Here is a 22,345-nt window from a genome sequence, read left to right on the forward strand (position 1 = left end):
CGCACTCCCCCGCGCCCCGATGATGCGTGCAGGGGCCGGGCACATCGGGGGAGGCCGGGACATGGACAGCGGTCTGATCAGCACCGTCATCGCGACCGTGGGCGGTGGCCTGCTCGGCGGGGGCGGCGCGATGCTGAGCCACCGCAGCAACACCCGCACCGCCGCCCGCCTCATCTACGCCGAACTGGCCAGGAACAGCGCGGCCGTCGCCTACTTCCGGCAGACCGGCCACTGGACGGCGCCCGCGCTGTCGCGGACCGCGTGGGACGAGCAGGCCGCGGTCATCGCCCGCAGGCGCGGCAGCACGGCCTTCGTCGCCGTGCACCAGGGCTACGAGGCGCTGGAGACCGCCCCCGCACTCGCGGCGGACGGACTCAGCGACGCCGTGCGGGACCGGCTCCTGAACGGGGCCGTACGCCAGTTGGTGCGGGCGCTCGAAGAGATCGCCGCGATGGCGCGGATCCCGCCGGAGCTGGTCCGCGAGGCCACGGGCCTGCTCGACGGCTCCTACCCGGCGCCCGCCGAGGAGACCGGCGCGCTCACCTGGCTGCTCCAGGGCGTCGTCCCGCTCGCGCTCCAGGCGCGCCTCGCCCCGGAGGACGTGGCGCGCCTCATCAGCGAGCCCGCGCCCCTGCCCCCGGCCACGGGCCCGGCCTCCGTCGAGGACGCCGACCAGGTCGTGTACGACGCCGGGCACAGCCGGGAGACCACGGGACTGGCCGTGGCCCGGCGCACCGGACAGCCGCCGACGGACGACACGGCCGTGGACGAGGCGTACGACGCGCTCCTCGCCACCTCCGCCTTCGCGCGTGCCGTCCTGGGCCGCGACCCCCTGGTCAAACGGCCCATGACCGCGGTCGTGCACTACGGCGACTCCTTCAGCAACATGTACTGGAACGGGGAGCTGCTGGTCCTCGGTGACGGGGACGGCAAGGTCTTCGGGCGGTTCAGCCAGTGCCTGGACGTCGTCGCCGGCGGCGTCTGGATGGGGGTGCGCGAGATGATGGCGCTCTTCTCCCACGCGGGGCAGAGCGGTGCGCTCTCGGTCTCGCTCTGCGACGTCTTCGGCCAGCTCGTCAAGCAGTACACCCACCGCCTGGGCGTCGAGGAGGCGGACTGGGTGGTCGGCGCGGGCCTGCTGGCACCGGGCGTCCGCGGCTCGGGGCTTCGCTCCCTCAAGGCGCCCGGCACCGCGTACGACGACGACGTCCTCGGCAAGGACCCACAGGCCGCGGCCATGGACCACTACGTCCGCACGGGCCGCGACAACGGCGGCGTCCACATCAACAGCGGCATCCCCGGCCACGCGTTCTACCTCGTCGCCGAGCGCCTCGGCGGGTACGCGTGGCAGCGCGCCGGGATGATCTGGTGGGACGCGCTGACCGTGCACGCGATCGGCGGTGATCTGCTCTTCGAGGACTGGGCGCGCTTCACGGCGGTCGCGGCCGTGAGCAGGTACGGCGAGGGGAGCACCGAGCACCGGGCCGTGCTCGACGCGTGGGAGCGGGTGGGGGTGCGGGTGCCGGAGCGGTAGCTGCGGGAAGCCTCAGCCGTGTGCGCGCAGTGCCGCCGTCAGCGCCTCGGCGAACTCCGCCGCCGTGGCCTCCTCCGGTCCCGCCAGGGCGCCCCGGGTGAGCTGTCCGAGCCACGGGGTGAACCAGAACTCGCCCTGGACGGGCGGCTGTCGCGCGTCCCAGTCCGGTACGGGACCGGCGAGGCGCGCCACCAGCAGCGCCACCCGGTGGACATCGCGGACCAGGGGCGGCATGCGCGGGTCGTCGCCCCAGTCCGGCTGGTGCATCAGGAGGGGCCGCGGGTCGTCCAGGGGCGTCACGCTGTCGATGTCGATGAGCCGCCCGCGCCCCCGGCCCGCCTCGATGCCGTACACGAAGTTCTTCCAGTTGGTGTCGCCGTGGGCGAGCCCCATCCCGTGCAGCAGGGCGTGGGCCGACACCACGTCCAGGAGCAGTTCGGCGCGCTGCCGCGACGAGGGCACCTGGCAGCCGACGAAGTCCGGCTCCTCGGCAAGGAGGTGGTCGCCGGTCTGCGCGCCGCCCTCGCGGAGCAGGAACGGCGCGGCGAGCGGCGGGTACAGGACGCCCTTGGCCCGCTCGCCTGCGCCGACGACCGCACGCGGCCACAGCAGGACCCGGTCGGCCGTGCGGCGCCCGGGCGTGGGCAACGTGCCGACGCGGGAGAGGAGTTCGCGGTACGGGGCGAGGGCGCGGACGGGATTGCGCTGCCGCTCTCCCCCGGCCGACGGGCCCGCCGCGCTGTCCTCGTCGAACAGCTTGACCAGGAACTCCTCGGTGGAGGCCCCGGCGCGGGCCGGGCGGATGTGCGGCGGCACGCCGGGCCGGGGGTCGCCGATCCACAGGTCGGCCAGGGGCACGAGGTCGATCATGGGGTAGCCGTGGGCGGGTGGGGGGCGCCCGAAGGCCTGGTCCGGCCGGGACCGGCTGCCCTGCGGTGTCCGGCGCGGCTTCACGGGCGTGGGTCCGGGCGTGCGTCCCGGGGAGACCGGGGGCATGGGTGACGTGTGCGGCAGGGGCCCGAGCGGGATGTCGGGCAGGGTGTCGGAGCGGGGCGCGGGCGCGGCCCCGGACGGGGTGCCTGCCGCCGTCCCGTGCGGACCGAGCCGCGCGGGCGGGTCGATCGTGTCCACCAGGGCCGTGGCCTCCGCGTCGAGCGGCACCCGGCCCGGGCGCCTCGGCACCGTCGCCACGACCCGGCGTACCAGCGGCGAAGCGGCGATCGCGACCACGCTCGCCGTCGTGCCCTCGGCCGCGCCGTCCGCCCCCGCGAGCCCCGCCACGAGCAGCGCGCCCGCCGCCACGTACACGAGGAAGGCCACCGACCGGTCGAGGGCGGCGGGTTGCCCGGCGATCCTGGCCGTCGCCCACAGCGCCACCAGCAGGACGGCCGGGCCGCCGACGGCGAGGCCGACGACGACGTCCTCGTCCCAGCGCCTCGGCTCCGCCCAGCGCGCGTTGACGTCCCACAGCCAGCACGCCGCCTGGCTGCCCGCCCAGACCGCGGTGAGCAGCAGCCACCCGGCGGCGCGGCGGCGCCGGGCCCGCCACCGGAGGCCGCGCAGCCGGTGCGCGTGTCCGGCCAGCTCCGCGCCCCGCGTGGTGCTTCCGCTGGTGTCCGCGCGCCGCCTCAACTCCGCCGCGGCGGCGGCGAACCGCAGCGTGTCGGCCGCCGCGCCGCCCATCGCGCGGCGCACCACCTCGGCGAGGAGCTGGGCGGCGGCGACGGCGAGCACCAGCCACCAGCCGGGCGTCACGTCCAACGGCCCTCACCCCGCGCCGGCGCCGAACGTGCCGTCGGGCCCCGCCTCGTAGTGGCCGAGCCAGGCGACCGCGGCGGCCCGGTCGTCGCTGCGGTCGTTGCGCCGCACGGCCAGCGAGCCGAGGAACTCCAGCGGGGTCGGCGGCGTCGCCCAGAGCCGACCCAGGAAGGCCCGCACCTGCTCGTCGCGGCCGTCGCGCGCCAGCCCGTCGGTGGTCAGGGCCAGGACCTCGCCGTCGCCGAGGTCCAGGACCTGGATCTGCAGCGCCGCGTAGTTGCCGGGCAGGGCGGCCGTGGGCGTGAGGTCCTCGGCCCGGCCGGGGAAGACGGGCGCGAGGAAGCCCGGGCGCAGCCGCCACGCGGTGGAGTCCCCGACGCGGGCGACCACCGCCGCGACGCCGCCGCCCGGCGGGATCCGGGTCGGCAGCGCCGCCACGACGAGTGTCGTGCGGTACTCGCCGTGCTCGTGCCCGCCGCCCGTGCGCCGCCGGGACAGCGAGTCGAGGGTGACCGCCACGTCGGCGACCGTCTCGCGCACCCGGCCCGCCAGGTGGTCGCCGGAGGGGTCCGGTGCCGCGAGCCACTGCGCGCGGAACGCCTTCACCGCCACCCGGGCGGCGGCGCGGGCGGCGCGGCCCGCGTCCTCCGAGCGGCCCACGCCGTCCGCGACGGCCAGGAAGCAGATGCCGGTCGCCGCGTCGGACCACAGGGCGAAGGCGTCGTTGCAGTTGTCCCGGGGACGGCAGGTCTCCGCGGCCGCCGCGCCCGCCCGCACCGTGACCGCGCCCGCCTGTCCGCCGTCGTACGCGAGCAGCGGCAGGGCCGCCTCCGCGTCGCCGGTGAACAGCGGTGGCTCGTACCAGGGTTGGTCCATGGCGTCGACAGCCGGAAAGTCGGACATGGTCAGTAGTCCTCGACGTAGGACCGCACCGTCCCCGGTGGCGGCACGACCTGCTCGGAGTCCATCGCCACGCTGCGCGCCACGGAGCCGAAGACCAGCTCGGCGAAGCGCTCGATGGCCTGCGCGGGCGAGTCGCTGCGGCCCGCGAGGTACGCGGCGCTCGGGTCGGCGGCGATCGACGCGAGGGTGCGGGGGTCGACGCGGCCGTAGCCGTAGGGCACGAGCAGGACCCGCCGCCCCTGGCCCGCGCTGGCCAGGAGCGCCTGATGCTCCGCGTACCAGCCCCCGGCGCGGTCGCGGTGGGCGGTGGGGCGGCCGTCGGTGAGCATGAACACCAGCGGCGGGCGCGCCGCGGGGCCGAGCGCGGCCAGGTCGTGCGCGACGGTGTGCGCGGTGGCCTCGAAGACCCTCGCGAACGACGTCGGCCCGGAGGCCTCCAGGTCGGGCACGGCCGTCGTCGACGACAGGCTGGTGAGCGGCAGGTCCACGCGGGCGTCCTCGGCGAAGGAGATCACCGAGAGCCGGACCGCCCGCCGGATCGTGGGGTCCTTCGCGAGCCGCGCGAGGAGTTCGCGCAGCACGGTGTTCACCACCTCGATCGCGGTGGCGGACCCGGCGGTCTCGGCCATGGACCCGGACCTGTCGGCGAGTACGTAGAGCGGCAGCACGTTCATCCGCCGCTCCTCGGGGCGAGCAGCACCAGGGCCTTCTCCATCCGTCCGGCCCGTTCCCGCGGCAGCCGTACGACTTGGAGGACGTTGCCGGAGCGCGCCGGATACCCGTCGAGCGTCACGCTGCGCTCCATGTCGACGAGCGCGGTGAAGTCGGCGGAGCCCCTGCGGTCCAGCTCGCCCTCGCCCTCCCTGGCCTCGCCCAGTTCGGCGAGTGCGCGCACGGCGTGCGCCCGCACCGCCGCCATCAGCTGGGCCCAGACGCTGCCCTCGGCGGCCTCGGGCACGAACGCCGACGCGGCCAGGTGGTGGGCGGCGATCACCCAGGCGCCCGGGTCGCCGGTGGCCGCGGCGGCCGGGCCGAGCGCGTCGCACTCGGCGAGCAGCCGCAGCCGCGCCGACCAGCCCGGCACGGTGGCGGCCTGGGTGCGGTCGACCAGGGCCACCCGGCGCATGGCGCCGAGGAGTTCCGCGACGGTCGGCAGCAGGCGTTCGACGGCCTCGCGCGGCGCGAGGCCGGACGGCAGCGGGGTGAGGGTCAGGCCGGGCAGCAGCCGTTCCCCGCCGAGCCGGAGGGTGGCGATGTCGACCGCCGAAGGCCCCCACAGCTCCGGCTGTTCGCCGCGCTCCGCCGTCCCGGCCCGCACCCATTCGGCGAGCAGTCGGCAGGCGACCTGGCGCGGCCCCGCGGCGGCCACGCCCACCAGGCCGAGCAGGGGCGCCGCTGCCCCGTCGTGGCGGGGGTGCAGGTCGGCGGGGTCGACGGGGGTGCGCAGGACGGTGGCGAGGTCGTCGCAGAGGGCGCGGACGAGGGGGGCGGGGGCGTGTTCGGGACCGATGTCGGGGGCGCCGCCGGAGACACTCCCAGGGTCGCTTCCCGGGGTGCGGGCCGCCTCGGGCCGGGCACCTTCGGTGGGTTTCACGGCGTCAGAGGGTGCCACTGAACGGGTCCTTGCTCTCGTCGTAGTACAAGCCCGACTTCATGACCTCCTCGAAGACCTCGCCGGGTGCGGCGTCGATCAGGTCGAGGGGCGCGGCCACGGTGCGGCGGCGGGGCCGTTCCTTGTGGAAGCGGAGCGCGCCCGTGGCGTCGAGGGACACCCAGACGTAGCCCTCGGGCACATCGGCGAGGGTCCCGAACTCCCGGCGTGACGGGTCGTCGGCGGGTGCCGGGCCCGGCCCGGCGTCCTGTTCCACCCCGGTCCCCATGTCCGCCCCCGCACCGGCCTCCTGGCCCGTACTCGTCCTCGTCCCCGCACTGGGCAGCCCCCAGTACAGCGTGATGCGCCGCGCGGCCACATGCAGCAACAGCCCGCCCGCCGGGACCTCGTCGCCCGCGAAGGCCAGCGGCTCGCGTTCCCGCAGGCCCACGCCGACCTGGTACACCTCCTGGTAGAGCGAGTAGCGCAGGGTGGCGGGCGCGCCCTCGCGCTCCGGCGGTGCGACGAGGCCGTGCGGTACGTCGGTGGTGTCGACCGAGGCGCCTTCGAGCAGCCAGCCCGGTGTCCCCTTGCACAGCAGGAGCGTGATGCGCTCCTCCTGGTCGATCTCGAAACGGACGTTGACGCCCGCGGCGGCGAGTTGGTTCGCCTCCTCCTGGAGCATCGTGTGGGTCGCCCACAGCGAGTCGGCGTCGCGACCGCCGTCGTCGTCGGAGACGTCGTAGCGGTGCACGGCGAGTACGGCGCGCACCGGGTAGGTGGAGCGGCCCTCGGCGTAGGCCCGGCCGCCGGGTTCCAGTTCGAGGCGCTGGCCCCGGCTGAACACCGGTTCCTCGTACGTCTCCTGGGAGCCCTTGCGGAGGTGGAAGTCGGCCGCCAGGTTCACGTACAGGCGGCTGGCGTCGACGTCCAAGTAGGAGATGCCGCTCAGCAGTTCGGGGATGACCTGGGGGTCGTCGGCGTCCGGGCTGAGGTCGGCCACCGCGTCCAGGTACACGCCGCCCACCGCCGTCCCGGTCTTCGCGAACTCCGCGTCGAACTCGACCTCGAAGGTGGGCGCCAGCTGGTCGCTCTCGAAGCGGCGGCGCAGTGCGTCCTCGATGCCGCGACGCAGCGCCGCCGACTGCATGGAGCCGCCGGAGAACAGCACCCGGTCGACGCTCTCGTGACCGCCGCCCGACACGTCGAGGCCGCCGCGGGCGATGCCCCCGGCCAGCCAGGCGATCTCCGCGACGAGGTCGCGCACCTGCTCGCCGAGTTCGTCGGCGGTGACGGTCGCCTCCGCGACGGACAGCTCGGCGGGTGCCGCACCGTCCGGGGACTCCGGCCAGACGAAGGGGACGGCACCGGAGTCCGGTGCGGCGCCGCCCGGGGCGGCCGCACAGACCCTGACCGTCGCCGGGTTCTCCCTTCCGAGCCCCTGCCGTTTCACCGCTTCGGCGGCCTCCCACAGGGCGTGGAACCTCTGTTTGCGGAGCAGGGCCTGTTCCACGCCCTGGAACCGGGTGTCACCGGCCATGATCCCGAGCTTGCCGCGCAGCAGCGTGAAGAGCCGGGCGGTGAGGCGGTCCCCGCCTAGGTTGAGCCGTCCGCCCGAGGCCAGGACCTGCGGCTGGAGTTTGTAGAACCGGCCGGGGCTGTCCCCGGCGGCGGCCGGGGTCGCGTCCACAATGGTCACCTTGATCAGGGCGCAGTCGGTGGTGCCCCCGCCGACGTCGATGACCAGCAGGTTCTCGTGCCAGGCGCGGGCCTTCGCCCACGCGCGCGGCTGCTCCCAGGCCCGGCCGCCCTCGGGGCAGCGGGCGTTCAGCGTGAACGCCTCGACGCCGAGCAGGAAGTCCGCGCCGAGCCGCTTCATCATCGCGAACCCGGCGGCGGCGACGGCCTCGTCGATGTTCATCTCCACCTTGGGCGCGAGGGTGCGCAGCACGTCGAGCAGTTCGTCGCGCTTGTCCGGCGGCAGTTTGGTGGGGAAGGTGACGCTCAACGACCCGATGGCACGCGGCAGTTCCAGTTCGTCGGCGACCAGCTCGGCGAACCGCGCGTACACCCGGCGGAAGAGCTCCCGGCCGCTCAGCTCGGTGCCCGGCACCTCGTGCTCCAGGTCGGACAGATGGCGCTTGGCGCCCCGGACGCGCTCGCCGGTGGCGTCGGACGCGAAGTCGACGCTGTCGCCGGTCACGACCAGATCGCTGGTGCGGGGCCTGGTGTGGCTGACGTGGTGCACGTCCAGGGGCGCGCAGCCGAAGATCTCGCGCCAGGCCTCGCCCCGGGCCCGGGGGATGCCGGCGGTGCGGTCCTCGATCTCCTGCGCCGGATCCGGGGATTCGTCGGTGGCGAACAGTTGGACCGGCAGCAGGCTCCTGGCCCGTTCCACACCGGCGGCGGGCAGCGCGGCGTCGCTGCCGCTCACCCGGCGCCGGTCGAACACGCCGCACACGGCGCGGCTGGTGCCGAAGTCGAAGAAGGCGCCGATGACGTCGGGGCCCTGTGTCTGCGCGGGACTGCCGTCGGGCGTGGCCTGGGTCATGGGACGGTCTCCGATCTGGTCCGGGTCGAGCCGGAAACTGCCGCGTGCCGACGGCGCGGGGACGCGGGACTCCGGTTGGTGGCGGCGGTAGTGGACGACGACCGTCGGCTCGCCGGGCCTGCGCCGCCACGGGGTGAGTGCGAGGTCGGCGTCGGCCGCCGCGCCGTCGACGGGCGGTGTGAAGGTGGTCGTGCTGACGACGGCCGAACCGTCCAGCACGTCGACGCGCTCTATGCGCCCTGGAACGGTGCCGCGCCGCAGCACGAGGCCCGCGCCGCCCGACCGGCCGTAGAGCTCCAGCGACGGCCGGTCATCAGGCACGTCCCGCCCTCGCCGTCGACAGTTGCTGCAGCTCGGCCCCGATCTGGTTGAGCACGGCGAGCGGTCCGGTGGCGCTCACCAGGGCGAGCCGCTGCTGGACGAGGAGTTCGCCGAGGGCCTTCTGGGTCTGGACGACGGCGGGTTCGAACTTGTCGATCAGCCGCCGTTCCAGGAGCCGGGCCAGTTCCTCGCGGACCCGGGCGACCTGCCGGAAGTACAGCCGCGCCGCCGGGCGGTACGCGGCCCCTCGGGCACCCCCGCGCCGCCCCGCCAGCTGGTCGAGGAGGCGCCCCGCCATGGCGTCGATCTGCGCGACCTCCTCGGCGTCGGCATCCGCGCGCAGCTGCCGCGGGCCGTCGTGCGCGTCGGCTCCGGGCGGCGCGGTGAGCCGGGCCCACGGTGCCCGGTCGGCGAAGTCCTCGCGGGTGTGCGAGGCCCACCAGCCCGCGAGGGCGTCGGTCAGCTCGGCCCGGGTGCCGTCGACGGCGGCCGCGGCGAGGCCGCCGATGTCGAGTGCGCGCAGCGGCTGGAGCGTGTCGGCGTCGGCCCTGCCCCCGGTGCCGCTCGGTTCCAGGGCGAGCCGCACCTCCGACCAGGCGTCGGCCGCGTACACGGCGGTGTCGGCCTGTTCCCTGGCGATGCGCCGCAGGTCGGCGATGGGGCGGGCGTCGTCGCGGGCCGCGGCCGCCTGGAGTTCGAGCTTCCCGGCGACGGGGACGTGTCCGCCCGCCTCCTTGAGCAGCCGGATGCCGTCCTCGATGAGCTGCTCGAACTCCTGCGAGTCGACGTGTGCGGTGTCCTTGTCGGCGAGTTCGGCGATGAGGGCGCGCAGACGGCCGACGCCGCCGTCGTCGAGGGCGCCCTCGACGGCGACGCGCAGTTGGCCGCCGGTCGCCCCGGACGGGTCCCAGGGGGCGGCGCGCCACTGCTCGCGCGCGGGCTGGGTGCTCTTCCAGATGTGCGGGTTGTCCGGGTCGAAGGCGTGCCAGGCGGCCTCGTCGGCCGCGGCCCAGGGCCCGCTGACGGCGGCGACGCGGGTCTCGCGGCCGGGCCTTCCGTGCGCGCCGATGTCGCGCACCATGGAGGCGATGGACGTCTCCAGGACGCCCAGGGAGTTGGCGTTGCTCGGGTTGTCGACGGCGTCGAGGCGGGTTGCGACGAACACGCAGTGCGGGTCGGGCGCGGTGCGCGGCGTCGTGAACTGGGTGCCGCCGCCGCAGGCCACGGTGAGCAGGGCGATGTGCGCGCGGCTCTGCGTCTCGGCGATGACGACGTCCTCCAGCGGACCGCCCTGGCGGGTGCCGGGGGTGTCGACGATCACCACGGACCGGCCCGCCGCCCAGTCCAGCGGCCACACCTCGGCCGGGACGCGCAGGCGCGCGCCGACCCGGGCGATGAGCGGGCTGCCCCGCCCGGCGCTGAAGGTGAGGGTGCCGTCGCGGGCGGCGAGTTCCTCCAGGGTCATGGTCGAGCCGTAGCCGAGCCGCCCCACGGCCTCCAGCATCTCCTGGACCAGCCCGACGTGCGGATGCACGGCCCGGCTCAGCTCCTCCAGGCTCCGGGAGTCGTCCTCGTCCAGGTCCAGCAGGCGGCGGGCCCGGCGGCGGGCGCCCTCCTCGGTGAGTGTCACGACGGTGTAGTCGGGCGGGCCCACGGGTCCCTCGTCCTGGACGAGCCGCAGCTCCGTGGAGACCGCGCTGACCGCGCCCGGGCCAACGGAGAGGATGTCGTGACGCCCGAGGAGCAGACGCAACGTGGTGGACTTCATCGAGGAGTTGGCCCCGAGGGCCACGATCCTGACCTCGCCGGCGGTGGTGTGCCGCATCCGCTCGAGGACGTGCTTCAGCTGGTCGATCCGGTCGAGGAGCACGGGCGAGCCGTCGGGCAGCGCGAGCCGCTCCAGACTCGCCGCGAGCTTCTCCAGCTTCCTGACGAGATAGGTGTCCCCCATCGGGTGCCTCCCCCCTCGGCGTGCGGGGAGCACCACCCCGAACGCGCGGAACACCGCCGGCCCCGGTGGGTGGGCGGCGGCTCCAGGCCATTCAGCCTGGAGCACTTTTCATGATTTTGATAGACAACCGGCACTGTCTGACAGATCGTCAGTTATACGCATCCCCACGACTGTTGTCGGTCACCCGTGCGGCACCACCGCGATGGGGCAGGCCACGTGCCGGACGGCCGAGTCCGCCGTCCCGCCCAGGCGCGGCCCGGCCTGCGCGCGGCGGCCGACGACCAGGAGCGAGGCGCCCGTCGCGGCCTTCAGCAAGTGGTGCCCCGTGCGCCCGAACCGGACGCGCTCGACGACCTTCGTGGCGGGGTAGGCGAGACGCCACGGCAGGAGCGCCGCCGCCACATCACGGCGCGCGTCCTCCTCGCGCCCGGCGAGCACGTCGGGGATGGCCCGGCCCGGGGCGTAGGCGTCGAGCGGCGGCACGGTCCACACGTGCACCACGTGCAGGGCGGCACCGCGGACGGCCGCCGCCTCGAAGGCGTATCCGAGCAACTCCTCGCCGGGGAGCGGCAGATCGAGGCCGAGGACGACCGGCCGGTACGGCGTGCTGCGCGAGGGTCCGCCGTCGGCGTCCGGGACATGGGCGTCCTCGGGGCACTCCCCGGCCCGGACCAGCACGACCGGCCGCTCCGCGCGGGCGGCCACCTCCGAGGCGACCGGGCCGACCAGGAAGCCGCCGAACCCGGGCAGCCCCCGGGAGCCGAGGACCAGCGTCTCGGCGTCGGCGGCCGCCGCGAGCAGGGCGGCGGCCGTCGGCCCCGAGGGCTGCTGGGCGTGGATCCGCAGCGCCGGGTGCACGTACGACAGGGTGATCGCCGCCCGGTCGAGGACGCCGCGCGCCCGGTCGGCGGGTCCTGCCCGGCGTATCCGCGGCTGCTGGTCCGGATCGGCCGCGACGTGCAGCAGCCGCAGCGGCACGCCGCGGCGCAGCGCCTCACGGGCCGCCCAGTCGGCGGCGTCCATGCCGGCGAGGGTGCCGTCGACGCCCGCGGTGACCGCGCGCGTGCGGTCACCGGCGGCACGGCGGGTGCGGGTCGTCGGGCAGGGACGGGATGACGTGCGGTGGCGATTCATGGGGTGCCTCGGCGGGTGTGCGGTCCAATGCTGTGCGGGTGGTTCGGGCGCTGCTCGGATGCGGTGCGGGGACGGGTCAGTACGGCCAGGACCAGTCCGCGACCTCGGGCAGGTCGGTGCCGTGCTCGCGGATCCAGGCGTGGTGGCGGGTGCGCTGGTCGGCCATCAGTTGGCGCAGGGCCGTGGCGCGGACGGACAGGTCGGGGACGCGGTCGATGACATCCATGACCAGGCGGTACCGGTCGAGGTCGTTGCGTACGACCATGTCGAAGGGCGTGGTGGTCGTGCCCGCCTCCTTGTAGCCGCGCACATGGAGGCGGCCGTGGCCGGTGCGGCGGTAGGTGAGGCGGTGGATCAGCCACGGGTAGCCGTGGTACGCGAAGATCACCGGCTTGTCGCGGGTGAACAGCGCGTCGTACTCGAAGTCGGCCATGCCGTGCGGGTGTTCCTCGCGCGGCAACAGCCGGGCGATGTCGACGACGTTGACGACGCGCACGGCGAGTTCGGGCCGATGCTCGCGCAACAGAGCGGCGGCCGCGAGGACTTCCAGGGTGGGGACGTCGCCCGCGCAGGCCAGCACGACGTCGGGGTCGCGCAGGCCGTCGTCGGTGCCCGCCCACTCCCACACGCCCGCGCCGCGCGCGCAGTGGGCGCGGGCCGCGTCCAGGGTCAGCCAGTCGAAGCAGGGCTGCTTGCCCGCGACGATCACGTTCACGTAGTCCCGGCTGAGCAGGGCGTGTTCGGCGACGGACAGCAGGGTGTTGGCGTCCGGCGGCAGGTAGACGCGTACGACCTCGGGGCTCTTGTTCAGGACGTGGTCGACGAAGCCGGGGTCCTGGTGGGAGAAGCCGTTGTGGTCCTGGCGCCAGACGTGCGACGTCAGCAGGTAGTTGAGGGAGGGGATGGGCGCACGCCACGTCAACTGCCGTGATGTCCGCAGCCATTTGATGTGCTGGTTGACCATGGAGTCGACGATGTGGACGAACGCCTCGTAGCAGGAGAACAGGCCGTGGCGGCCGGTGAGGAGATAGCCTTCGAGCCAGCCCTGGCAGAGGTGTTCGGACAGCACCTCCATGACGCGGCCGTCGGTGGCGAGGTGTGCGTCGGTGGGCAGCGTCTCGGACTGCCAGGCCTTGCCGGTGGCGGTGAACAGGGCGCCGAGCCGGTTCGACTCCGTCTCGTCGGGGCCGACGACACGGAAGTCACGCCGCTCGGCGGTGTCGGCCATGACCTTGGCGAGCATCCCGCCGAGGACCCGGGCGGGCTCGTGCAGGGCGGAGCCGGGCTTGTCGACGGCGACCGCGAAGTCCTCCAGGGGGCGCAGCGGCAGGGTGCGGGTGAGCAGGCCGCCGTTGGCATGCGGCGTCGCACCCAGGCGCCGGTCGCCCTGGGGCACGCAGGCCAGGACCTTCGGGGTGGGGCGTCCTTCGGCGTCGAACAGCTCCTCGGGGCGGTAGGAGCGCAGCCAGGCCTCCAGTTGGCGCAGGTGGTCGGGGTTCTCGCGCACGCCCGCGAGCGGCACTTGGTGCGCGCGCCAGGTGCCCTCGACCGGTTCGCCGTCGACGTGCGCGGGCCCGGTCCAGCCCTTGGGCGTGCGCAGGACGATCATCGGCCACGCCGGGCGGCGCCCGCGCCCGCCCGTGGAGCGCGCCTCCCGCTGGATGGCGGTGACGCGGTCGACGGCCCGGTCGAGGGCGGCGGCCAGGTCGCGGTGGACGGTGCGCGGGTCGTCGCCGGTGACGTGCAGGGGCTCGTGGCCGTAGCCGCGCAGCAGGGCGTCGAGTTCGGCCTCGGGGATGCGGGCCAGGAGCGCCGGGTTGGCGATCTTGTAGCCGTTCAGGTGCAGGATCGGCAGGACCGCGCCGTCGTGCACGGGGTCGAGGAAGCGGCTCGAGTGCCAGGATCCGGCCAGCGGCCCGGTCTCGGCCTCGCCGTCGCCGATGACGCAGGCCACGAGCAGGTCCGGGTTGTCGAAGGCGGCGCCGTAGGCGTGCGCGAGGGAGTAGCCGAGTTCGCCGCCCTCGTGGAGGGAGCCCGGCGTCTCCGGCGCGACGTGGCTGGGTACGCCGCCGGGGAAGGAGAACTGCCGGAACAGCCGCTCCATGCCCGCCGCGTCCCGGGTGACGTCCGGGTACGTCTGCGTGTAGCTGCCCTCCAGCCAGGAGTTGGCGAGGATCGCGGGACCGCCGTGGCCGGGCCCCCACACGCACAGGGTGTTGAGGTCGCGCTCCTTGATCAGCCGGTTCAGGTGCGTGTGGACCAGGTTGAGGCCGGGGGACGTGCCCCAGTGGCCGAGGAGGCGGGGCTTGATGTGGCGCGGTTGCAGCGGTTCGGTCAGGAGCGGGTTGGCGAGCAGGTAGAGCTGGCCCGCGGCGAGGTAGTTGGCGGCGCGCCAGTGGGCGTCCAGGGCGCCGATGTGATCCTTGGCCATGGGTGACTGACCTCGATTCTGTCCGGGTTCGTGGCCGGGTCCGCGTCGTGGTGCGTGTCCGGGGCTCGTGCGTGTCCGGGTGTGCGGCCGGGTTCCACGTGCGGCGCGGTTCAGACAGGTCGGGCGCAGGTGCGTCTGGTACGTCTGGTACGTCCGGTGCGCGCGCCGCGCGGGCGCCGCTCAGGCATCGGGCACCACCGTGACCGGGCACGCGGCGTGGTGCAGGACGGCGTGGTTCACGGGGCCGAGTTGGAGGCCGGTATGGCCGGGGCGGCGGCGGGCGCCGACCACGACCAGGTCGGCGGTGGCGGAGGCGTCGAGGAGGGCGGCGCGGGCCTGGCCCTCGACGGCCTCGTGGCGCACGGCGACGGCGCCGTGGTCGCGTACCGCCGAGCGCAGGGCCGCGTCGAGTTCGCGTTCCGCGCGCAGCCGTCGTGGGTCGGCGGCGCCGACGGGGTGAGCCCCGCCGCCCGCCTCGGGCACGGGGCGGCGCCAGGCGTGCACGGCGAGCAGTTCCGTGTCGCGCCGCCGGGCCGCGCGGACGGCGTACCCCACCGCCGCCGCGGCCCCCGCCGCCTCGTCGACGCCGACGACGACCCGGCGGAACCCGCCGCGCAGGCTCTGTTCGCCGCCGCGCACCACGGTGACCGGGCAGGAGGCGCGGGCGGCCACGGACAGGCTGACCGAGCCGAGGAGCAGCCCGGCGAGACGGCCGCGCCCCCGGCTGCCGACCACCACCCCGGCCGCCCCGCGGCTCTCGCGGACGAGGGCGGCGGCCGGGTCCTCGTCCAGGACCTCGCTCGTGACGTCGGCCGCGTGGGCCCGCTCGCCGACCCGTGTCCTGGCGGCCGCGAGGACGCGGTCGGACTGGGCGCGCACAGCCTCGCGGTTGATGCCGAACGACGGTTCGTGGCCCTCGTACCACTCCCAGCCCGAGGCGTGCACGATCCGCAGCGCGAACGGGCCGCGCACGGCCTCGTCGGCGGCCCAGTCGAGGGCCCGCAGGCTCGCCGGTGAGCCGTCCACTCCGACGATCAGTGTCCCGTCCACGGCGTTCGGCCTCCTCGGCGTCGTGTCCGCGCCCGCTGCCCGGGCCCGCCGCTCGCCCGGCGGATCCCACCCCGACGTTGACATGCTCCGGCCGTGCCGGGGCAGAGCCGAACCGGCCCGATGAGGGGGCCGACCGGCCCTGCCGTGCGCCGCCGCGGGGGTCAGCGCCGGGTCAGAGCCGCGCGCTGGGCGGCGCTGAGCCGTCCCGGCCTCGCGACCACGCGGTACGTGTCCGGCGCCTCGTGGCGCAGGGCCACCGGATCGGCGATGTCCGGGTGCTGCTCCGCGTCGTGCAACGCGGTGGCGACGCGCTCCCCGGTCCATCCGAGCGCCGTCGCCAATTGCCCCGCGGTCAGCGGGACTTCGGCGTGGGCGAGGGCCGCGAGGACGGTGAGGGCGTCGGCGAAGGCGTCGGCGGTGGTGCCGCCCGCCATGTCGTCGCTGAGGCTCGTGAAGAACTGCCGCATGTGGTCGAGGCGGGCGCCCGCGGGTGTGCCGGGGTCGAGGATGTCGGCGCCCGCCCGGGCGGTGTCGGCCATCATCGCGTGCGTACGGGCGCTGGTCAGCCAGGTGCGCAGCCAGACGTCGTCGTCGATGAGATAGGCCTCGCGCCGCCCGGAGGCGTGCCGCTCCCGGCGCAGCAGTTCCAGGCGTTCCAGGTACGCGACGGCCTTCGACACGGAGGCGGGGCTGACCCGCAGACGGTGCGTCAGGTCGGCGGCGGTCAGCGCGCCGGAGTCGGCCGTGACGAGGCTCGCGAGGACGCGGGCGGCCATTCGGGGCAGCCCGGTGTGCACCATCAGCTCCGCGAACTGGTCCACGAAGCCGCGTACCGCTTCGGGGTCGCGCCCGTGCGCCGCCTCCGGGTCGGCGCGGGTGGTGGGGTCGGTGGGTGGCGTCTCGTACGGGGCCGGGGCGGCCCGGCGGGCGCGGCGCGCGGTGGCGTGGTGGGCGTGCTCGGCGCGGTAGCCACGGGGGCCGCCGTTGCGGGCCACTTCCCTGCTGACGGTGGACGTCGGCCTGCCGAGCCCCCGGGCGATCTCCGCGTACCCGAGCCCGTCGGTGAGCCCCGTCGCGATCCGCCGCCGGTCCTCGTGGGTCAGCCTGCCTCCGGGCATCGTCAAGCACTCCGCTCCCCGCCGCCGGTCGATGACGTGGACAGTGTGCCTTCACGCACATGCCATTGCAACGCCGAGCCGGCCAACGTTGCATTCACCGTCAACTCCATTGCACCGAACGGTAGAAATAGCCATTTCCAAGGACCGGAACACCTCCGCCATCGATTGACGCCCCCATGAACGCAACGTAGCTTTCACATCCGCTCAACCCCGGTAGGCCGACGCCCGATCCCGGCGAGCGACACCCCCTGACCCCACCCCCCCTGCGATCACGGTGAATTGATGACGATGATGACCACGAGCGGCGAGGACGACGTCGTGCTCGACGTCGAAGGGCTGCGCATGCGGTACGGCACGACCGACGTCCTGCGGGACGTGACGTTCCGCGCCCGGCACGGCGAAGTGCTGGCCCTGCTGGGGCCGAACGGCGCGGGCAAGACCACCACGATCGAGATCCTGGAGGGCTTCCGGATGCGCTCGGCGGGCCGGGTCCGCGTCCTCGGCACGGATCCGGCGCGCGGCGACGAGGAGTGGCGGGCGCGGGTGGGTGTCGTCCTGCAGTCCTGGCGGGACCACGGCAAGTGGCGGGTGCGGGAGCTCCTGACGCACTTCGGCAGGTACTACGTCCCGTACACCACGGGGCCGGTGCCACGGCCTTGGGACGCCGATGAACTCCTCGCCGCCGTGGGCCTGTCGGCGCAGGCGGGCGACAAGGTCAGGACGCTGTCCGGCGGGCAGCGGCGCCGCCTCGACGTGGCGATCGGCCTCGTCGGCCGCCCCGAACTCCTCTTCCTCGACGAGCCCACGGCGGGCCTGGACCCGCGGGCCCGCTACGAGTTCCACGACCTGGTCCACGGCCTGGCCGCCGACCACCGGACCACGATCCTGCTCACCACGCACGACCTCGCGGAGGCGGACAAGCTCGCCGACCGCATCATGATCCTGTCCGGCGGCCGGATCGTCGCGGACGGCTCCGCGGCGGACCTGGCCCGCCGCACGGCCGCCGCGGACGAGGTGAGCTGGACGCGCGACGGGCGGCAGTTCACTCGCACGACCGGTGACTCGACGCGGTTCGTACGGGAGTTGTTCGCCGAGCACGGGGAGGCGATCGGCGATCTCACGGTCCGCCGGGCCTCGCTGGAGGACACGTACCTGGCGCTGGTGCGCGAGCCCGGGAGCCGAGGCGGCGACAGCCCGGCCGCCGCCGCGCATGGGGAGCGCACGACGGAGGTGGCCCGATGAGCGTCCTCGCGCGCCGGACGCGCCCGGCGAACCCCACGCTCACGGCTCTGCGAGCGGGCTGCGACCGCGGCGCGATCGAACTGCGCCAGTCGTTCACCAACGGCGCGGAGCTGGTGTCGCACCTGCTCTGGCCGGTGCTGATGCTCATCGCGCTGTTCTTCATGCGGGACACGGAGTTCGGGGCGAGCGGGCTGCTGCTCGGCACCCTCGCGCTGCCGAGCATCCTCGGCATGAACGCCGCGATGGGCATGGTCACGATGAGCCAGGTCCTGACGGCCGAGCGGGAGGACGGCACCCTGCTGCGGGCCAAGGCGACGCCCGGCGGCATGCGCGGCTATCTGATCGGCAAGGTGATCTCCGTCGCCGGGGGCCTCCTCGCCGACCTCACGATCCTCCTCGTTCCGGGCATGTTCCTGATCGACGGCCTGGCGGCGGACAGCGCCGGGGCCTGGCTGACACTGCTGTGGATCCTGGTCCTCGGGATGGTGGCGACGCTGCCCGTCGGCGCGATCCTGGGCTCCCTCTTCCCCAGCGCCCGCAGCCAGGGCCTCATCCAACTCCCGGTCATCGGCATGATCACGATCTCCGGCATCTTCTACCCCGTCACCGCCCTCCCCGACTGGCTCCAGATCGTCGCCCAGTGCTCCCCCATCTACTGGCTCGGCCTCGGCATGCGCTCCGCCCTGCTCCCCGACGCCGCGGCGCACGTCGAGATCGCCGACTCCTGGCGCCACCTGGAGACGGCCGCGGTGCTCGGTGTCTGGGCCGTGCTCGGTCTGGCCCTCGCTCCCGTGGTGCTGCGCAGGATGGCGCGCCGGGAGTCGGGGTCGGGGGTGGCGGAGCGCCGGGAGAGGGCGTTGCAGCGCGTGGGGTAGCGGGCCTGCTCGACGGGTCGGCGCGGCGCCGCGCGGGTCCGTCGTTCCCCGGTGTCCCCTTCGGCCCCGATTGCGCACGCCTTCAGTAAACCTGCACATCGAATGCGCACCCCCGTCATGCCATTCCGTCCCCGCGCCTCTCGCATTTCCGTGCATCGACCACAGGGCGTGCTCTTTGGAGGGAGAGTGTCCGATTTGCTGGAATGAGTCGTTCCGGGTGCCGCATTTCCTTCTGTGAATGTTGTGAAGGAGCTGCCACCGCGCGGTGAACCTGCCTGCACGCAGCAGTGATTCGATGCTGCAGCCGCGGCTGACCGTCACTTGGCCGATTGGATGTGCGAGCTGCGAACATGCTTTGATCCAGGCCGCCGCGGAATTCGAATCCCCAGGTTCCACGGTTTTCGAAACACCTGTGCACCACTCATGAGAAGGGCAGCTCACATCATGAACAACGTCCCCCAGGTCGAGACCCTCGAGATTTCCGACGCCGACCTCGACAACGTCGCCGGCGGCCTCGTCTCCGGCGTCGTGGGCAACGTCACCGGCACCGTCGACTCCATCGCCCCGGTCTCGGGCGTCGTCGGCGGCGTCGTCGGCACGGTCGAGGGTGTCACCGGCGTGAACACCGGCGCCGTCACGGGCCTGGCCTCCGGCCTGACCGCCGGTCTCTGAGCCTCCGCTCACCGAGACGGCATGACACGTACGCCCCGGAGCCTCAGGTTCCGGGGCGTACGGACGCCACCGGCACCAGCTGGGCGGTGCCGCCACCGGCCAGGCACAGTAAGGGAAGCGTTCCGTGCAGTTCCGCCAACAGGCCCTGTCCAAGCTGCAGTCGCCCGAGGAACTCGACGTGCCGGTGCGCTACGCCCGCCCGCAGGGCCTGCTCGTCCTCGCCGTCACCGTGGTCGTCATGGCCGCCGCGAGCGTCTGGGCCGTGACCGGTTCGGTCTCCTCGACGCTCCGGGCGCCCGGAATCCTCACGTACGGCAAGGGCAGCTACGTCCTGCAGAGCCCCGTCACCGGTCAGGTGACCCGCGTCCTCGCCGATGAGGGCAAACGGCTCGCCGCGGGCGCTCCCGTACTGAAAGTCCGTACGGACCGGGGCGACAAGGTCGTCCGCGCGCTCGCCGCGGGCCGTGTGACCGCACTCGTGGCCAGGATCGGCACCGTGGTCACCACCGGCGCCGACGTCGCGACCCTGGAGCGCGTGGCGGACACCGACGACCCGCTCCTCGCGATGCTCTACGTACCCGCCGACAGGGCGGCCGGTGTCCCCGTCGGCGCCCCGGTGGATCTCACCGTCCAGTCCGTGCCCACCGAGGAGTACGGAAAGCTGCGCGGCCGGGTGCAGGCCGTCGGACGGGCGGCACAGAGCAGGCAGAGGATCACCGGTTTCCTCGGCGACAAGGAACTGGCCCGGCAGTTCACGAAGGACGGAGCACCCGTCGCCGTGCTCGTACGGCTGGAGAAGTCCTCGCGCACCAGGTCCGGCTACGCCTGGTCGACCACCGGCGGGCCCCCCTTCGCGCTCGACTCCCTGACCCCGGCCACCGGCGCCTTCCACCTCGCCGAGCAGCGCCCGATCGATTGGCTGCTTCCGTGACCGCACCCCTTCCCTCCCCCGCGCACCAACAGCCGCTGCCACCCCCCGGCGGCCGACGCGGACACCGCCCCGAACCCCCGCGGCGCGGACGACGCCGTGCGGCACCGCGCGCCGCGCCGAAGGTCAGGCGCCCGCGCACCGTTCGCACGCCCACCGTCCTGCAGATGGAAGCCGTGGAGTGCGGGGCCGCCGCCCTCGCCATGGTCCTCGCCCACCACGGACGGCACGTCCCCCTGGAGGAGCTGCGGATCGCGTGCGGCGTCTCCCGCGACGGCTCCCGGGCCAGCAACGTCCTGAAGGCCGCGCGCAGTTACGGGCTCACCGCCAAGGGCATGCAGATGGAGCCCGCCGCGCTCGCCGAGGTCGAGGCGCCCGCGATCCTCTTCTGGGAGTTCAACCACTACGTCGTCTACGACGGCACGGGGCGCCGTCTCGGCCGCAGGGGCGTGTACGTCAACGACCCGGACAAGGGGCGCCGCTTCGTGCCCGCCGAGGACTTCGACACCAGTTTCACCGGAGTCGTCCTCGTCCTCGAACCGGGCCCGGACTTCCGCCCGGGAGGCCGCAGGCCCGGCCTCATGAAGGCCCTCCCCGCGCGGCTGCGCGGCACGACGGGCACGATGCTCGCCGCGCTCCTGGCCAGCCTGCTGCTCGTCGCGGTCGGCGCCGCGCTGCCCGCGCTCAGCCGGACGTACATCGATCTGTTCCTGATAGGTCATCAGACATCGTTGCTCGGCGCGCTGTTCACGTCGATGGGCGCGATGGTCGCCCTGACCGCGGTGCTGACCTGGCTGCAACAGGCGAATCTGCTGCGCGGCCGCATCATCTCCTCCACCCTCGGCAGCGCCCGCTTCCTGCGCCATCTGCTGCGCCTGCCCGTCACGTTCTACGCCCAGCGCGGCCCCGCCGACCTCGTGCAGCGCCTGGCGTCCAACGACGCGGTCGCCGAGACCCTCGCCCGCGACCTCACGGCCGCCGGGGTCGACGGCATCGTCGTCCTCCTCTACGCGGCCCTGCTGTGGACGTACGATCCGCAGCTCACCCTCGTCGGCGTCGGCATCGCCCTGCTCAATGTCGTGGCGATGCGCGTCGTCATCCGGCTGCGCGCCACGGGCACCCAGAAGCTGCGCGCCGACAGCGCCAAGCTCACCAACACCTCGTACACCGGACTCCAGTTGATCGAGACCATGAAGGCGACCGGAGGCGAGAACGGGTACTTCCGGCGCTGGGCGGGCCAGCACGCCACCACCCTCGAGGAGCAGCAGCGCCTCGGCGTGCCGAGCGCCTGGCTCGGTGTGGTCGCGCCGACCCTGGCGACCCTCAACAGCGCGCTGATCCTGTGGATCGGCGGCCTGCGTGCCGTCGAGGGGCAGCTGTCGATCGGGCTGCTCGTCGCCTTCCAGGCGCTGGTGACCCGCTTCACCGCGCCCATCACCCGCCTCAACGGCGTCGCGGGCCGCGTCCAGGACTTCGCCGCCGACGTCGCCCGCCTCAAGGACGTCGAGAACTTCCCCGTCGACGCGCTCTACTCCCGCCCGGAACCGGCGGCGAGCACACGCCGCCTCAAGGGCCACGTCACCCTCGACGACATCACCTTCGGCTACAGCCCCCTCGACAAGCCGCTCCTGACCGGGTTCTCCCTGACGGTCGGCCCGGGGCAGCAGGTCGCGCTCGTCGGCGGCTCCGGCAGCGGCAAGTCGACCGTGTCCCGGCTCCTCTCCGGGCTCCACCGGCCGTGGGACGGCACGATCCGCATCGACGGGCAGCGCCTGGAGGACATTCCGCGCGGCGCGCTCTGCGCCTCCGTCTCCTTCGTCGACCAGGACGTCTTCCTCTTCGAGGGGACGGTCCGCGACAACGTCGCCCTCTGGGACCCGTCGATCCCCGACGACGCCGTCGTCACCGCCCTCCAGGACGCCTGCCTGTACGAGGTCGTGGCCCGCAGGCCCGGCGGCATCCACGGCCGGGTCGAGCAGGACGGGCGGAACTTCTCCGGCGGGCAGCGCCAGCGCCTGGAGATCGCACGGGCCCTGGTACGGCGCCCGAGCATCCTCGTGCTCGACGAGGTGACCAGCGCGCTCGACGCCGAGACCGAGCAGACCATCATCGACAATCTGCGCCGCCGCGGCTGCGCCTGCGTCGTCATCGCGCACCGCCTGAGCACCGTGCGCGACAGCGACGAGATCGTCGTGCTCGACCACGGCCGGGTCGTGGAGCGCGGACGGCACGAACACCTCGTCACCGCGGGCGGCCCCTACGCCCACCTGGTCAAGGAGCACTGAG

15 protein-coding genes and 1 pseudogene are annotated in these 22,345 nt (G+C 74.2%); 6 read left to right on the forward strand and 10 right to left on the reverse strand.

Translation table 11 applies throughout. The features are described 5' to 3' along the window. Positions 1–61: 61 nt before the first annotated feature. Positions 62–1,534 (forward strand): M4 family metallopeptidase, encoded by a 1,473-nt coding sequence (locus tag ACZ6AA_RS09710; protein ID WP_471457247.1) that lies wholly within the window; start codon positions 62–64, stop codon positions 1,532–1,534. A 12-nt stretch (positions 1,535–1,546) separates the two neighbouring features. Here ACZ6AA_RS09710 and ACZ6AA_RS09715 read toward each other — a convergent pair whose 3' ends face one another. The 10 genes and pseudogenes from ACZ6AA_RS09715 to ACZ6AA_RS09760 form a co-directional block, all read right to left on the reverse strand. Continuing rightward, entirely contained in the window at positions 1,547–3,295 is a 1,749-nt protein-coding gene (locus tag ACZ6AA_RS09715) for a hypothetical protein (protein ID WP_468458197.1), read from the reverse strand. 6 nt (positions 3,296–3,301) lie between these two features. After that, a complete protein-coding gene (locus ACZ6AA_RS09720; RefSeq protein WP_468458199.1) occupies positions 3,302–4,195 on the reverse strand; it encodes a protein phosphatase 2C domain-containing protein in 894 nt (297 codons plus the stop codon). Positions 4,196–4,197: 2 nt separating this feature from the next. After that, a complete protein-coding gene (locus tag ACZ6AA_RS09725; RefSeq protein WP_468458201.1) occupies positions 4,198–4,869 on the reverse strand; it encodes a vWA domain-containing protein in 672 nt (223 codons plus the stop codon). Next, the gene (locus ACZ6AA_RS09730; RefSeq protein WP_468458203.1) at positions 4,866–5,789 is read right to left on the reverse strand and encodes a hypothetical protein; all 924 of its coding nucleotides are present in this window, start codon (positions 5,787–5,789) and stop codon (positions 4,866–4,868) included. The genes ACZ6AA_RS09725 and ACZ6AA_RS09730 overlap by 4 nt, the downstream gene beginning before the upstream one ends. Positions 5,790–5,793: 4 nt before the next feature. After that, positions 5,794–8,658 carry a hypothetical protein gene (locus ACZ6AA_RS09735; RefSeq protein WP_471457250.1) on the reverse strand — a complete coding sequence of 955 codons (2,865 nt, stop codon included), beginning with the start codon at positions 8,656–8,658 and terminating at the stop codon, positions 5,794–5,796. Next, a complete protein-coding gene (locus ACZ6AA_RS09740) occupies positions 8,651–10,609 on the reverse strand; it encodes a hypothetical protein (RefSeq protein WP_471457252.1) in 1,959 nt (652 codons plus the stop codon). Before ACZ6AA_RS09740 ends, ACZ6AA_RS09735 begins: the two co-directional genes overlap by 8 nt. 180 nt (positions 10,610–10,789) lie before the next feature. Further along, on the reverse strand, positions 10,790–11,743 hold the full coding sequence (locus tag ACZ6AA_RS09745) for a universal stress protein (protein ID WP_468458208.1): 954 nt from the start codon (positions 11,741–11,743) through the stop codon (positions 10,790–10,792). Between the two features lie 76 nt (positions 11,744–11,819). Further along, positions 11,820–14,177, reverse strand: a pseudogene (locus tag ACZ6AA_RS09750) (phosphoketolase family protein); the annotation flags it as partial. Between the two features lie 177 nt (positions 14,178–14,354). Continuing rightward, the gene (locus ACZ6AA_RS09755) at positions 14,355–15,224 is read right to left on the reverse strand and encodes a universal stress protein (RefSeq protein ID WP_468458210.1); all 870 of its coding nucleotides are present in this window, start codon (positions 15,222–15,224) and stop codon (positions 14,355–14,357) included. A 161-nt stretch (positions 15,225–15,385) separates the two neighbouring features. Next, entirely contained in the window at positions 15,386–16,342 is a 957-nt protein-coding gene (locus ACZ6AA_RS09760) for a GbsR/MarR family transcriptional regulator (RefSeq protein ID WP_471457851.1), read from the reverse strand. A gap of 291 nt (positions 16,343–16,633) precedes the next feature. Between ACZ6AA_RS09760 and ACZ6AA_RS09765 the strand changes: the two genes are divergently transcribed. The 5 genes from ACZ6AA_RS09765 (at position 16,634) to ACZ6AA_RS09785 (ending at position 22,344) form a co-directional block, all read left to right on the forward strand. Beyond that, complete coding sequence (locus ACZ6AA_RS09765) at positions 16,634–17,584, forward strand: ABC transporter ATP-binding protein (protein ID WP_468458535.1); 951 nt, start codon at positions 16,634–16,636, stop codon at positions 17,582–17,584. Next, on the forward strand, positions 17,581–18,459 hold the full coding sequence (locus tag ACZ6AA_RS09770) for an ABC transporter permease (RefSeq protein WP_468482038.1): 879 nt from the start codon (positions 17,581–17,583) through the stop codon (positions 18,457–18,459). The genes ACZ6AA_RS09765 and ACZ6AA_RS09770 overlap by 4 nt, the downstream gene beginning before the upstream one ends. Before the next feature lie 444 nt (positions 18,460–18,903). Then, on the forward strand, positions 18,904–19,131 hold the full coding sequence (locus ACZ6AA_RS09775; RefSeq protein WP_468458214.1) for a type A2 lantipeptide: 228 nt from the start codon (positions 18,904–18,906) through the stop codon (positions 19,129–19,131). Between the two features lie 124 nt (positions 19,132–19,255). After that, on the forward strand, positions 19,256–20,062 hold the full coding sequence (locus ACZ6AA_RS09780) for a hypothetical protein (protein WP_468458216.1): 807 nt from the start codon (positions 19,256–19,258) through the stop codon (positions 20,060–20,062). Further along, the gene (locus tag ACZ6AA_RS09785) at positions 20,059–22,344 is read left to right on the forward strand and encodes an NHLP family bacteriocin export ABC transporter peptidase/permease/ATPase subunit (protein ID WP_468458218.1); all 2,286 of its coding nucleotides are present in this window, start codon (positions 20,059–20,061) and stop codon (positions 22,342–22,344) included. Before ACZ6AA_RS09780 ends, ACZ6AA_RS09785 begins: the two co-directional genes overlap by 4 nt. Position 22,345: the final 1 nt, after the last annotated feature.

The organism is Streptomyces sp. NPDC040610, assembly GCF_055594065.1.